The organism is Chroococcidiopsis sp., assembly GCF_051657925.1.
Classification (GTDB): Bacteria; Cyanobacteriota; Cyanobacteriia; order Cyanobacteriales; family Chroococcidiopsidaceae; genus Chroococcidiopsis.
On the sequence record NZ_JBOFLP010000294.1, the window covers coordinates 1 to 14125 of the forward strand.

The 14125-nt window shown below is 43.0% G+C and carries 11 protein-coding genes; 2 read left to right on the forward strand and 9 right to left on the reverse strand.

All coding sequences use genetic code 11. The annotated features are described in order from the left end of the window. Positions 1-915: glycosyltransferase (locus tag ACRC32_RS23910; RefSeq protein WP_438556318.1), on the forward strand; the 915-nt coding region annotated here is incomplete at its 5' end. A gap of 43 nt (positions 916-958) precedes the next feature. Here the strand turns inward: ACRC32_RS23910 and ACRC32_RS23915 are convergent. The 9 genes from ACRC32_RS23915 to ACRC32_RS23955 all read right to left on the reverse strand — a co-directional run bounded on the left by ACRC32_RS23915 (position 959) and on the right by ACRC32_RS23955 (position 11035). Continuing rightward, positions 959-1897, reverse strand: coding sequence for an FTR1 family iron permease (locus tag ACRC32_RS23915; RefSeq protein ID WP_438556319.1), 939 nt, complete (start codon positions 1895-1897; stop codon positions 959-961). Between the two features lie 108 nt (positions 1898-2005). After that, complete coding sequence (locus ACRC32_RS23920; protein WP_438556320.1) at positions 2006-2452, reverse strand: ferritin-like domain-containing protein; 447 nt, start codon at positions 2450-2452, stop codon at positions 2006-2008. Between the two features lie 106 nt (positions 2453-2558). Beyond that, a complete protein-coding gene (locus ACRC32_RS23925) occupies positions 2559-3665 on the reverse strand; it encodes a helix-hairpin-helix domain-containing protein (RefSeq protein ID WP_438556321.1) in 1107 nt (368 codons plus the stop codon). Positions 3666-3736: 71 nt separating this feature from the next. Next, on the reverse strand, positions 3737-4741 hold the full coding sequence (locus ACRC32_RS23930; RefSeq protein ID WP_438556322.1) for a multicopper oxidase domain-containing protein: 1005 nt from the start codon (positions 4739-4741) through the stop codon (positions 3737-3739). Positions 4742-4968: 227 nt separating this feature from the next. Next, complete coding sequence (locus tag ACRC32_RS23935; protein ID WP_438556323.1) at positions 4969-5742, reverse strand: energy-coupling factor ABC transporter ATP-binding protein; 774 nt, start codon at positions 5740-5742, stop codon at positions 4969-4971. A 100-nt stretch (positions 5743-5842) separates the two neighbouring features. Then, the gene (cbiQ, locus tag ACRC32_RS23940) at positions 5843-6625 is read right to left on the reverse strand and encodes a cobalt ECF transporter T component CbiQ (protein ID WP_438556324.1); all 783 of its coding nucleotides are present in this window, start codon (positions 6623-6625) and stop codon (positions 5843-5845) included. Positions 6626-6726: 101 nt separating this feature from the next. Further along, the gene (locus ACRC32_RS23945; RefSeq protein WP_438556325.1) at positions 6727-7074 is read right to left on the reverse strand and encodes a PDGLE domain-containing protein; all 348 of its coding nucleotides are present in this window, start codon (positions 7072-7074) and stop codon (positions 6727-6729) included. Positions 7075-7247: 173 nt separating this feature from the next. Next, positions 7248-8000 (reverse strand): cobalt transporter CbiM, encoded by a 753-nt coding sequence (gene cbiM / locus ACRC32_RS23950; RefSeq protein ID WP_438556326.1) that lies wholly within the window; start codon positions 7998-8000, stop codon positions 7248-7250. Positions 8001-8266: 266 nt separating this feature from the next. Next, positions 8267-11035: a condensation domain-containing protein gene (locus ACRC32_RS23955; protein ID WP_438556327.1), complete on the reverse strand. Its 2769-nt coding sequence runs from the start codon at positions 11033-11035 to the stop codon at positions 8267-8269. A 944-nt stretch (positions 11036-11979) separates the two neighbouring features. Here ACRC32_RS23955 and ACRC32_RS23960 point away from each other — a divergent pair. Then, positions 11980-14125 (forward strand): AMP-binding protein (locus ACRC32_RS23960; protein ID WP_438556328.1); only part of this gene is annotated, 2146 nt, incomplete at its 3' end.

The window sequence follows — 14125 nt, forward strand, 5'->3', positions numbered from 1 at the left end:
GCTAGTGAGTGTCTAATTATGTATTTAGATACTTGTCAAATTCCACTAGCTCTAGGATTCAAGTCACCTTGCAAATTATCTGGAATATATTTTAAGCCAACTTTTCACTATAGCGACTTTAGTAGCTACGTACCTTCTAGAAAAAGTTTTCTGCAACAATATCGGGAGAAAACTGTCATAGCACGGATGCTCAAACATCCACAATTGAAGACTCTCTTCTGTCTCGATCCCTTCGTCATCAAACATTTGGAGCGATTGAATTCTCATGTAGCAGCCGTACATTTACCAGATCCAGTCCAAGTCGATCGCCATGTTTCTGAAATCATACAGCCAGATCTTCTCAAAACAAAATTAAGTATTGATGCTAATCGGCAAATATTTCTTCTGTTTGGTTCGTTTGAAGCCGAACGTAAAGGAGTGTATCAAATGCTGGAAGCGATATCGCAGTTGCCATCAAATCTTAGCGCACAAATCTGTCTCTTAATTGTCGGCAATGCAGATCTATCAGAGCAAGCAGCCATCCAGTCACAAATCGAGCGAGTTCAGCAGTCACACCCCGTACAAATTCTGACGCGGTTTGAATATATTTCTGAAGATACCGTACAAGCATATTTTCAACTTGCTGATGTTATCTTAGCTCCATATCAACGTCATATTGGTATGAGTGGCATTTTACTATTAGCTGCCGCAGTCCAAAAACCAGTTCTCAGTTCCAACTACGGTTTAATGGGAGAGATGGTTAAACGCTATCAGCTAGGGTTAGGTGTAGATTCGACGATACCAAGTGAAATTGCTCAAGGATTAACTCGATTTTTGACTGACGCTACAAGTTTAGGCGATCGCACTAGCATGAAACAGTTTGCCGAGCAAAATACTGCCGAGGAATATGCTAAGGTAATTTTTCAGCACGTGTAACATTTCATAATTGCAGGGTGCGTTATTTAACGCACCTTACTAGTTAAGTCGCAGCCTCTGATTTTGGGTTACTTCCACCGATGCCTAAACTACGAAAATAAATCCCACCTACAGTCACTAAAAACGTTACATAAGATATTGCCTGGACTAAAAATAGGTCATCTCGATAGCCAAATAAGGCTTTTAAAATTACGCCAGGGAATTGCTCGTCTGGTAAAATTTTCGAGGTATTCCATACTCTTGGTCCCAAAATACACGAGGGATTGCGGGTGAAGCGTTCGTAATAAAAACACAGACTTTCTGACTGTCGATTCAATTTGGCAAGAGTAGCAACAGCAGTATCAAAATGTGCCAGTGCAGAAACAACTAACCCCGCCACGATTAGCAATAATAAAACGCCCATGATTTGAAAAAATAGGCGAATGTTAATTTTTACGCCCCACTTAAATAACAAAAACCCGATCGCGATCGCAGTCACTAAACCACCAATTGCTCCAATCGCCGGAAAAAAACCTTGTTGAAAATTGGCAGCAATAAATAAGACGGTTTCAAACCCTTCTCGCAGTACGGCAATGAAAATTAAGCTAAAAACGCCCCAACCCACACCATTGTCCTGTTTGAGCGCCGCCGTCACCGTCCCTTCCACTTCCGCCTTCAAAAACCGCGCCTGACGAGTCATCCAAATCAGCATCCAGCTGAGCATGACAATTGCCACAACGCTGAAGACTCCTTCCATCAGTGGCTCTACTACTGAAGTATATTCAGGATTTATTGTACCTAGAGCTTGAACGATGGCACTGAATAACAAACCCACCAACGCACTCGCGGCGATTCCAACTCCAACACCAGCATAAACCCAGGAGTTGAGTTTGCTCTGTTTGGCTTTCTTAAGCAAAGCCAAAACTATCCCCACGACGAGAGCTGCTTCTACTCCCTCCCGCAGGGTAATGACAAAAGTAGGTAGAGCGGCACTAAAATTCATTGCATTTTCTAAGTAATTTTATCCAGATAATTTCACAAAATCATTGATTGTTAATAGTCAATAGTTAATTGTTCGCAACTACAAACCATCAACGATCGACCATCAATACTACACAGTACTACCGCTGTAATCGCGGAGCATCTTTTTAATTTCGATGTTGTGCAGTTCTTCCGTTCCAATCATGGTACGGGCAAATTCCTCTAGATAAACGCTGGCATCTTCTACAGTATCGAGCAGCTTTTTATATAAATCTAGCGCTTTTCGTTCGTGAGAAAGACTTTCTTCCAAAATATCCCGTACCGTATGCTTGTAGGTTTCCTCCATCGGAGCAATTCTCAGGCTAGGATGTCCGTCCAAACCAGTTAAAATTTCTCCTACTTGTTGGGCATGGGCAAGAGACTCAGTAGCTTGCAGTTTGAAAAACTCGACAATTGGAATCCGGTTGGGACCAGTCACCATCAAAGAGTAATGGGTGTAGCGTACTACCCCCGCCAGTTCAAACTCCATGATGGAGTTTAGCAGTTCGGTTGTCTGTTTTTGGTCGAGTTCGCGCATTGTTATTTGTCACTTGTCATTGGTCATTTGTCATTCGTCAGTAGGTTCTAGCATTTCGTTATTACCTACTGACGACAGACAATTTCTAACTGTAACAAATCTGGGTTTAGGCAGAGGGATTAGATTTGCTAATAACTTGCTGCGAGTTTTGCTCAATCGCCTTGACTAACTGAGATACTTCCTCGGGAGTATTGACAGGTTTGGCTGGTGGAACGGGAGAGGGCCAAGCTTTGGCAAGGTCTTTTAGACTAGTCTCTATTGTCTTGTGTGCTTCGGGGTTTTCCTTTGCCATTTGGTCGGCAATCTTTTGATAAAGGTTGTTGGCATAGATAACAAAACCACGGGAGTCTTGGTACTCAATAGCAGCTGCAATTTTACCATTAGCGATCGCCGCTCCATATTCGGAGTTAGCAGCATCGAGTAATTCGTTGATGACTTGAAGGTTAAATGCGGCGGAAGAACGCTCGTTTTCCGGTAATGCCGCGATCGCACCGTCTACTGCTTGCATAGAAGTGGAAAAGTCGGCTTGAACTTTATCGGACTTGGGCTGAGCTTTAATCAAATCTTGCAAGCCAATCAAAGTTGTCTTAAATTCTTTCACATTGCGTTCGTTGAGCTGATCTTCCACATCCACGTAGATTTCCTCTACTGGATGTCCGATGTGCGGTTCTGCTTGCTTCGGTAACTGTTTGTCAAGTAATTCTTTTGCTACGATTAAGTGTCCTTTCATCAAGCCGAGTTTGGACATGTAGTCTACATCTTTAGCTTCCCCAGTCAGCACAACATCTTCTACTGTCACCATGTCCTTAATTTTGTCGAATTGCTCTTGGGTAACGACGTTTTTAGAGACGAGTTCTTCGGGGTTAGCATAGGGGCGACTGGCTTGAATTTTATTAGACAAGGCAGGTACGCCTAACATGGCTTCAAATTTATCTAATTCTGAAAGGATTGCAGTATTGATGTTAATTTGCTCTTTCCCGCCATGTTGTTGGTGGTTGGGTGCAGAGGCGCTTGTATTCGTTGCAGGGGCTGGAGAGGGGTTATTACTGTTATCTGGTGTTTGTTGAGTGCAACTAACAACGATCGCCAACATTGCAGCGCTGATACTAAGCAATAGGAACCGTGCGATCGCCCTAATTCTGCGATCGAAGCTTAGGAACCAGGAATTTTTGTCTTGTGCCACTCTCCGCCCGTTTGGTAATTTCCGCAACATTTTCAGCCTTCCTTATTGAAAAGTGAGTTTTGGTGAAAATTATTGTCAACTGATTTGACAAAATTTAGTATCTATGCCTGACTAATCACGTCAAAATAGCCCATGCATCCTGCTTCGGCGATCGCGTCTTGATGGGGGTGAAACATATACTTGCCCGTATAGGGATAGGCAAATTCTAAAATGTGACGTTCGGCTGTCCCCATCGTGATGACATCTGATTCGTGGCTGGGGTTGAGAGTCATGCCCGTGGGATAAACCTTGAAGAAGTTAGCGTGAATGTGAAATGTCACTGCCGGATCTAATTCGATCATGTTGAGCAAATAAAGCCGAATGAGCTGATTTTGGTAAACAGGTATTGGGTGCATGTGGTAGTAATCCGGCAAACCATTAAAGGCATACAGCTCGTTGTGCTTATCTTCATCTACATCAAAGCCACCCATAACTAAAACCATTTCATCTGCTGGCGGCCGTCCTTGAGGCGGATCGATGATAAACATACCGTACAATCCCTTGCCGATATGACGGGTCACAGGCTCGGCGTGACAATGGTAGAGGTGAATGCCATATGGCTTTGCCTCAAATTCGTAAACTGTTGCCGCACCATGCCGAATCGGACGCACGCCATCTTCTTCTGTAGGATGAATGCCGTGAAAATGCATTGAATGAGAATGCCCGCCTTGATTGAGAAAGACAACACGGATGAAATCGCCTTGTTTAGCGCGTAAAGTTGGTCCTGGGATGCGATTGTTAAAATTCCAGGTGTTAAAAACAACAGCGCGATTGAGTTGAATCGTCGTGTTTTGAGCTGTAATCCGAAATTCGCGAATATTTCTGCCGTTTTCCCTTTTCAGCGTGCCGTAGTCGAAATCTCTGAGAACGGTCATGGGTTGCAAACCGCGATCGTCTGATGGATTGCTAGGTGGTATTGGTGGCACGCGCACGGCGAAATGACTTCGGGATGCAAAGTGTAGCCCTACAGCAGCAGCACCGGCAGTTCCTGCACCTGCTAACCCCCATTTCAACAATTGGCGGCGGTTCCAAGTTTTTGATTTGCTCAGAAAAAATTTGTTCGGCATGATATCGCCAGCGTATTGGCGGAATCTTTTGACAAAGATTCGCAAATATTTTTCAGATCCTCTAGTATAGTTTTAAAGAAAATTAGTGTCAATTAATTAATAAAAATTTTTGATACTTGAGATAGATGTATACTGACTCTTTATGGAGTATCAAGAGTCGGCAAGCGGATATTAGCAAGAGAGTTGTTGGTGTTTTGACTGACGACTGACGACTGACAACTTCTCCCTTATCTCCTCAAAGGAGTATCTTCCAAATTACAGTAGGGACGACTGTAGCTAAGTGGTGGTTCGAGGGCGTGTTCTAGTAAGAATTTGGCATCACCCATGACTCGTTCGGTTGTACCGTCGTAAACCACTTGACCCTGACTCAAAACCACGGTGCGATCGCACAAATCTAAAGCTAAGTCTAAGTCGTGGGTGGCAACGAGTTGAGTAATCGGAAGAGATTTGAGCAATTCGATTGATTGGCGACGGGAACGAGGATCGAGTTGAGCTGAGGGTTCGTCTAGCACTAAAATCTGGGGTTGCATAGCCAAAACACCCGCGATCGCAATTCTTTTTTTCTCTCCTCCTGAGAGATTCTCCGTACTGCGATGTCCGTACCATTCTGGATCGATGTTTACATGTGCCATCGCTTGCAAAACTCGTTTATGCAATTCTTCTCCCCGCAAACCCAAATTCATCGGACCAAAAGCGATATCTTCCCAGACTGTAGGCATGAATATTTGATTGTCAGGATTTTGAAATACTAGCCCGACAAAATTCCGAATTAATTGTAAATTTTCAGGCTGCACAACCCACTCTCCTACCATCACCCTCCCTTCTTGAGGCAGAATAATTCCGTTTAAGTGTAACTGTAATGTCGATTTTCCCGAACCATTCGCCCCAATTAAGGCAACTCGCTCGCCAGATGCGATCGCCAAATTCACTTTCCTAAGTGCCTGCGTACCATCAGGGTAGGCATAACTGAGATTTTCCACAAGGATCGGGTTGTGATGCATTTTAACTAGAGGCGAGAAGAGAGAGTCGCGAAGCTGAAGGAGCAATTCAAAATTCAAAATTTATAGCAGCCCTCACTGATAACTGATAACTGATAACTGGTCACTTTCTAAATAAATCAACGCTTTGTCCTGCTAGCATCACAATTAAAGTTAGCGCTAAAGCTACAATGTCGCGTCTTCCTGCTAAGGGGATTTTTTCAACTGGAAATGCTCCCCGATAACCTCGCGATAACATAGCATGATGAATTCGTTCGCCGCGATCGTAAGTACGAATGAATAGAGAACCAATCGTATTTCCAATAACTAATCGCTGCCAGTATCTATTAGTCATTAAGTTACGACAGGCTGCTGCTCGTCGCATCGCGTTGAATTCACCTATCAATACACCCAAATAACGATACATAGAAGCAATAGTTGCGACGAGTAAAGGTGGAATACGTAATTCTAATAAACCATTTAACAAAGCTGGCACTGATGTCGTTAAAGTCAGTAAATTTAACATCATGAGCGATAGCAACGCCTTCAGCGTGACGCTACCCAATACGGTTAATCCTGTGGTGGTGATTCGTAAAAATCCCCATGCCCAAATAACTTCGCCTCCATCCCGAAACAAAGTCCCGAGTAAAACTACACTTACAAAGGACAATTCCACGGCTATGCGTTTGAGCAGTACGGGTAAAGTAATGCGAGTGAGGAATAATAAGCTAATAACGGCTATGCCGTAAAATCCCCACGTCCACCAGCGTCCGTTGGGAGTCAAGACAATGGCAAAAACCATCAGTAAAACACACAAAATGCGAGTGCGTGGTGCAAGGGCGTGCCAAACAGTATTTTTGTGGCTATCAATATCTAGATGAAATGCCCGAATATGTAATAGTGTCATTGGTCATTGGTCATTGGTCATTGGTCATTGGTCATTGGTCATTGGTCACTGGTTACTGATAACAGCTCCCTGCTCCCTGCTCCCTGCTCCCTGATAACTGCTTACCGATCGCTATCTTCCGAGGAATCAGAACGCCGAATGACTATTTTCCCGATTCCCCAGGCTAAGCCGAAAGTAGCTAGCGTACCGACTAAACCAGCTATGGGGGTTGCTATTCCTTCAGGAACTCCTCGAAGGGCATATTCATCGAAAATGGAGTAAAAAGGTAACTTGCTAGCTGGGGCATCCTCTGCGGCTTTGTCTTCAAATTTAAGGTCTTGGGAAACTCTGTCTAAGCCGTCGGGATCTTGGCTGGCAAAGGGAGAGAGGAAAACGGCGACGATTAGGGCAATTCCCAATCCAGCGATCGCAAAAGCACGGTTACGCGATCGCGTCAAATTATTACTCATACGGTAGTCTCGCTAAAATCAGTTTCAAAGCTTTTCAAAATCGAGAGGGACACGAAGATAAATGTCTGCTTTTGACTTTTGTACGGCCGGGTTTAGCAAAGAGATGGACAGCCACAACTGGAAATTTTGGGTCAAAACCCGCCCCTAGCGATGCATGACTTTTGATTTTTTCCCTAGCTCCCAACTCCTATTCTGTTTCTTGGCGATACAGCCCGACGGGGCGGATCGTAAAACATTTCAGGGCGAGTTCGCCAGATAAAGACAAGTGCTACAACTGTAATTGCTGCTTCACCAATCCCAATGAGGACGTGCCATGTTGCCATAGCTCCGATTGCGACTGCTAAGGGAACGGTTCCAGAGACAGCAAGTTGAATCGCGCAAATAATCGCGGCAATCATTACACTCGCCCAAGCCGCGACTGCTGCTCCTACAGCCATCCCTGACAATTTATTTCTACCAATGGCAAAGCGAATTGCTTTGTAAAGATAGTAACCGGCAAACGTACCGATCAGACCCATATTAAAAATGTTTGCTCCTAATACCGTCAAGCCTCCATCTTGAAACACCACCGCTTGCACGATGAATACGACTGTCATCACTAGCGTTCCCGCCCAAGGACCTAACAGCGCTCCTGCTAGAGTACCTCCCAGCAAATGACCGGATGTGCCACCTGGAATGGGAAAGTTGATCATCTGTGCGGCGAAGATAAATGCAGCGCAAACGCCCATTAGAGGCACTGCCTTTTCCTGGTAGTCTGCCTGCACGCGATTTAGAGATATGGCGATCAGGACGATCGCCAGTATCCAGGTAACAGCAATTACGGGTAGGTTTAAAAAGCCATCTGGGATATGCAGCGCTAAATATGGCTGTATTGGATGATACAGCCAACCAGAAGAAAGAGCTGGCATCAATGGAACGATTGGCATAGCTTTATGCTTTAGACATAATCTTAATCAGCCTTTTAATCAAAACGATTTTGTATAAAAATTTCAATCCTATAGGGGGGCATACAAATCAAGCTTTAGATTATTTTTATGAGATGGAAAAAATGTCTAAATTTAAGCAGCTAAATGTTAATTGTGTGCATTCTCTATTTCTATACCTAAAGATAGAGAAGCGATCGCATTACCCTACGAACGCGATCGCCTCAATTAAATCTTGATGACGTTGACAAAGAATAAAAAATTAAATCTCAGTTGCCAACAGCCTTCTCAATACACAATCTCAATTTTTCTGCCAAAAGTTTAGTTTCCATAATAGAAGTATGATTGCCTGGGATCTCGAATACCTCAACTCCAGCTTGGGCAATACTACCCCACCCTAATTGAGTATCTACTTGATGTCCTGGGGGCGTTTCTCCAGCTTTAAAGACAGTAATTCTTCCTGAATATGGCTGGGGGTTGTAAGTCTCTTGACCTTTGCTATAAATCTCCTCTAAATTCTTCAGATTTGTTGATATAACATCATCCATTTCCTCAAGCTGAGTTGATGGCGTAAGGAATGCCCAGGAAGAACGCTGTAGAATATACTTACTGATTTGAGCTAACTTCTGTTCCAAAAAACTAGAGGCTGAAAAATCCTCTGGATCTGCAAACATAGAACTTGACTTTTGCGTATGAACTTTTGAGAACAAACCACGCTTCTTTTCTCGATTTAATACCTCTGTTCCAGCTTGAGATTGTTGCAAAACTTTCCTAATCGCTCCCAAAGCTGTTTGCAACTCGCTCAGTAAAATATGAGGCTGAGATCGCACTTTTAGCAGGTAAGGAGGAAGCATGTGCTGCCGAAGATAATTAACAGAGGATAGAAATCGTGGCAAAGGAGGAAGTAGCGCAATAGCATCTGGAGTATAAGTGTCGAACAAAGCTAGCAAAATCACTTCTTGTCCCTGAGCGTGAAGTTGTTGCGCCATTTCAAATGCAATACAACCGCCATTCGATAAACCTCCTATCATATAGGGTCCTTCAGGTTGAACAGACTGAACTTCACGAATGTAGTCAGATGCAATGCTCTCAAAGTCCAGGTGTACCGGTCTATTACCATCTAAACCCCTCGCTTGCAATCCATATACAGGTTGGTCTGAGCCTAAATTGAGTGCTACATCACGATAGATCAGCACGTTAAATCCAGCACCGTGTACGCAAAAAAGCGGGAGTTTCTTAGGGTCACCAGCTTGAATAGTTACTAGAGGAGACCAAGAGACGGTTTCTTCAGTACGTCGGACAACATCGGCTAGCTGGCTGATAGTTGGTGCTTGAAATAAAATAGATAGTGGTAAGTTTTTCCCAAACCGCTTCTCCATCTCAGCAAATAGTTTCACAGCCAATAGAGAATGACCGCCTAACTCAAAAAAGTTATTATGGATGCCAACTTCCGGATGACCTAGAATTTCCGCCCATATTGTGACAAGTTCTTTTTCTATCTCTGTTGTAGGAGCTACACATTGTTTGCTAGAGATTTGTGCTGTAGCTAATTTATCTTGTAAATTCTCATTGTATAGGGAACAATCGATTGTTTCAGGCAGTACGATATCGGCGATTTTCCGATTTTGATTTTCAGTCACTCTTTCTAACAGAACTTGCAAATTCTTCAAAATTTGTTTGATGGTTGACGCTTCAAATAATGCTGATTTGTACTCTAGCTTTCCAAAAATAGAACCTTTGCCACTATCGGTGATGTCCAAGTTCAATTCCATTCGAGTCACACCCAGATCGACTGGAAAGTCTTGGACATGGAGAGCGGGTAGATCTAAATTTTGAGCCGTGGTACTGTCTCTTAGCAACAACAAGACTTGAAATTGAGGCAGGCTTTCTAAAGATTCAGCTAAGCGTTGAAAAGGTAGATCTTGATAAGTATAAGCATCAAGGATTGTCTCTCGAACTTTTGCTAAAACATCACCAAAGTTCAAATCGTTGGAAAAGGTTGTACGGAGGAGAAGGTTGTTAGCGAAGTTTCCTACAACTTTCTCTATCTCGCTACGGTTACGATTTGAAATAATCGTACCGATACTTATTTCATTTTCTAACGTACAGCGATGTATGATGATTTGAAACAAAGCTACAAATGCCATGAAGGATGTGACACCTTGCTGGCGACATAACGCTCTTAATTTATCGGATAAAGTTGGGGAAAACTCAAATTTATCACATCCTGCCTCAAGTGTGGCAAATTGACGACTTTGATAAATGGGTAATTGTAACTGTGACGGCACGCTGCTGAGTTGTTTTTTCCAGTAAGTAATTTGCGGTTCAAAGATTGCATCAGAAAACCATTGTCGCTGCCAAACTGCGAAGTCAGCATATTGGATATTTGGCTCTGGAAGAGACGAGCGATCGCCAACTAAAATTGCTTTATATAAAGTTGCTAATTCTTGCAGTAAAAATCTGACAGACAATCCATCGATGGCAAATTGATGCGTCACCAGTAGTATGATAAACTCTTGTTCCCCAAGGCAAAATACTGTAGCTCGAAAAAGTACATCTTGTGACAGATCGAATGGCATCTGTGCAATTTCTTTCGCTCTATTTGCAGCACGTTCTAATCCTTCTTCTCGAGTAAAATTCCTGAGATCGATTGTCTCTACCCAAGGTTTGAAGGTAGTCATCACAGTTTGAATTGGCTGACGAACTCGGATCGTACACGTGGTTCGTAAAATTTCATTTCGCTCGATCAGAAGATTTACACTTTTTTCAAAAACTGGTAGATTCAGCTCTCCAGAAACGTGAAAAGCCACAGGTACGTTATCAACAAATGAATCTGGAGTTAACTGTGCGATCGTCCAAATTTTTTCTTGAGAATAGGACAGCGGAATCAGCTCGGATGTCATTCGTTTTGGAATGGCAAACTGAGCCAAATCTTCACCTTGTTTTTTTAGTAGTAGTTCAAATAACTGACGTTGTTCTGTTGATAATCTAACTAAACTTTGAAAAAGATTGCGTTCTTTTGTAGTGAGTGTTGCCATTGTTCTACCTAATTTAAACTTTAATTGCTAGGGGAAATCGTCCACTCTATTTTGCCAAAAATCAAAGATTTTTAGTCTTATGTATACTGGGTTTTCTTACCTTTTAACGGTTTTTGAATAGCTTAAAACATAGAATAGATTGTTGCTACTTCAACTGCCAGTTCAGTTAAGTAGAAAATACTACGCTTCTTGTATTGAAAGTTAAGGAATTTGTGGAACATATAGTTTCTTAACTAAAAACCTCATCTGTAACGTAAAGCAACAATTGCTTAAAAATTGCTTCTAGCAGGCTAACTTTACTAAAGTTTTAGATAGTAGGTATATTTAAAGTAAAAATAATGAATCAACAGGCGTTTTAAACTGCGATCGCCTATTAGATACTCATTCTCTTACAAGCAAATGATACTCAGCAAATATCCCAATCTGGTATAAAGGAAAAAGCGTTTCATCAAATCTTAACGCCCATCTTCTGAACCTTTGTTTTATCTTCATAACAGATAAGCTCTTAATAGGTTATTTATTGATTGTGATTTATAGTTTAAAAGTTTTGATTTAGCTCACAGAGGGTTAGGCTAGAACTAAACATTGATTTAGCTATTAACAATTTATCTTTGTTAAGCTGCTAACTTTATTACGGCCAAGCTCGATTATTTGTATCTTATTATCTCTCGCCACTATTTCTAAGTGAATATACCGATAGAAGTTTCACTGAGTCGATTTACATTCTCAAAGTGTAAAGTATGGATAAATGCTAAAACTAAATCTAATTATATTCTAAATGTAAAGCAAACATATTTTTTTTAAAAACTATGTATCGCCTTACAAATTATTGCCCAATATTCTTACTGAAATAGGGTATACAGCTTTGCAGTGTGTACGACTAATAACCCAATGATTAGGGTGAATTAAATGACTCATTCGATCGCGTACATTAGGAAATAATTATGTCTAGCTTCTCTTGTTTTGTTGTAGGTGATGGTGTTCTTGCAGTAAAGTGCTTAGAGATTTTATTAAAAGCAGAACACAAAGTCCTTGGAGTTTATTCAGCAGATAACTCACTAGTTAAGTTTGCAGAGGAACTTGGCATTCCTCATGCTCCTTCCCTATCTGCTTTTCAAGATCTGTTACTCAGTACGGAGTACGACTACCTTTTCAGTATTAACAACGTCTGGTGGATCGTACCACCAAAAGTCATTGCCCAGGCACGAAAAGCAACAATTAACTTTCACGATTCACTTTTGCCAAAGTATGCGGGGTTATATGCAACCTCTTGGGCGTTGCTTCATGGCGAACGGCAACACGGTATCACCTGGCATGAAGTTATCTCTGACATTGACGCTGGACGCATTCTCAAACAGCAAATAGTACCTATTGAACCCACTGATACAGCATTCGATCTAAATGCTCGCTGCTTGGATGTCGCGATCGCTACCTTTGACGAATTAATAGAGGAACTGGCAACCGATCGGTTAAAGCCATTGCCACAGGATCGCTCGCAACAGAGTTATTTTGGTTCCAGCGATCGCCCAGCAGCAGCTTGCGTTTTGTCGTTTGACACGAGCAGTAAAGAGCTTTGTAATTTAGTGCGGGCATTAGATTTTGGTCCAATCCGCAATCCACTAGGCTTACCCAAACTCTGTTTACCAGATGGAGTCGTTGCTGTGGGAGCTGCTGATGCAGTAGTAACCTCCCACGCAAGTGTGGGACAGGTGTTAGAACTCGATCCAGATGGAATTTGCATTGCCACTAGGGATGGTGCAGTACGGCTGAGCCGTCTGACATCGCTTGAGGGAAAACCCCTCACGTTAGAAAACTTGCAGCAATCTTACAGCGTGCGTGTTGGCGTTATTTTGCCCGAACTCAATGCCAAACTGAGAGATGCGCTCGGTCAGCGTAATGCGGCGATCGCTCGTCACGAACGGTCATGGGTCAAGCAACTGGCACAACTGACTCCGTTTCAACATCCCTATTTACAAGTTGGAGCGCTGAATACATCGTCCGATAGTTTGCACCGATACCCTATTTTGCTATCACCCAAACGGGTAGAACCGCGATCGCTACTAACCATGTTCGCAGTTTATTGCACGCGATTGGCAACAGAGTCAGAGTTTGACTTGGGACTGCAAACCGCAGCACAGCGCAGTATTGCTCCAGAAATTTTTGCTCAACAAGTTCCGATTCGCGTTCAGTCTGTTGCTGAGGAGCCATTTACCGATTTTCAGAAACGCTTTGAAGCAGGATTAGATCGTGCGTCTCGTCTAGGTAGTTATACTGTAGATATCTTTGCCCGTCATCCAGAATTACAGCAGCTTTCCCAAGATGCCCTCCAAGTAACAATTGTTCTAGTGGAGAACCCCAATCGACTGGAGTGGGCTGATTTAGGAGCAACAATTGCCCTGGTTGCCTATGAAGATGGCAGCTTGCCGGAATTGATTCACGCTGGAGCGATCGATGAAGTCAATAGTGCGGCGATCGCCCAGCAACTTCGGAGTCTGATCGATGCCTGTGTCGAACATCCCGAACAATTACTGTACCAACTCCCGTTACTCTCCGCTACAGAACTACACCAAATTTTGGTGGAGTGGAACCAAACAGTAAAACCATACTCTAGAGATTGCTGCATCCATCAGTTGTTCGAGCAGCAAGTCACCCTCAACCCCGATGCGATCGCCGTTGCTTTTGAGGAGCAACAGTTAACCTACGGAGAGCTGAATGCCAAAGCCAATCAACTAGCTCGTTATTTACAACAACAAGGCGTAGGTCCCGACGTTTTAGTAGGGTTGCACGTAGAGCGATCGCTCTTAATGATGGTGGCGCTACTAGGAATTCACAAAGCAGGGGGTGCTTACGTTCCCCTCGATCCAGATTTTCCCCCAGACCGAATTGGCTTCATGCTGCAAGACTCTCAAGCTACGGTTATCGTCACCCAGCAAAAGTTAATTAGCAATTTAGTTGTCGAGCCTGGTGTCAGTGTTATCCCGATCGATACGATGTGGGACGAGATCGAACCAGAGGCGATCGCCAATCCTGATAGTGGAGTCAAGCCGGAAAACCTGAGCTACGTTATCTATACATCTGGTTCTACTGGTA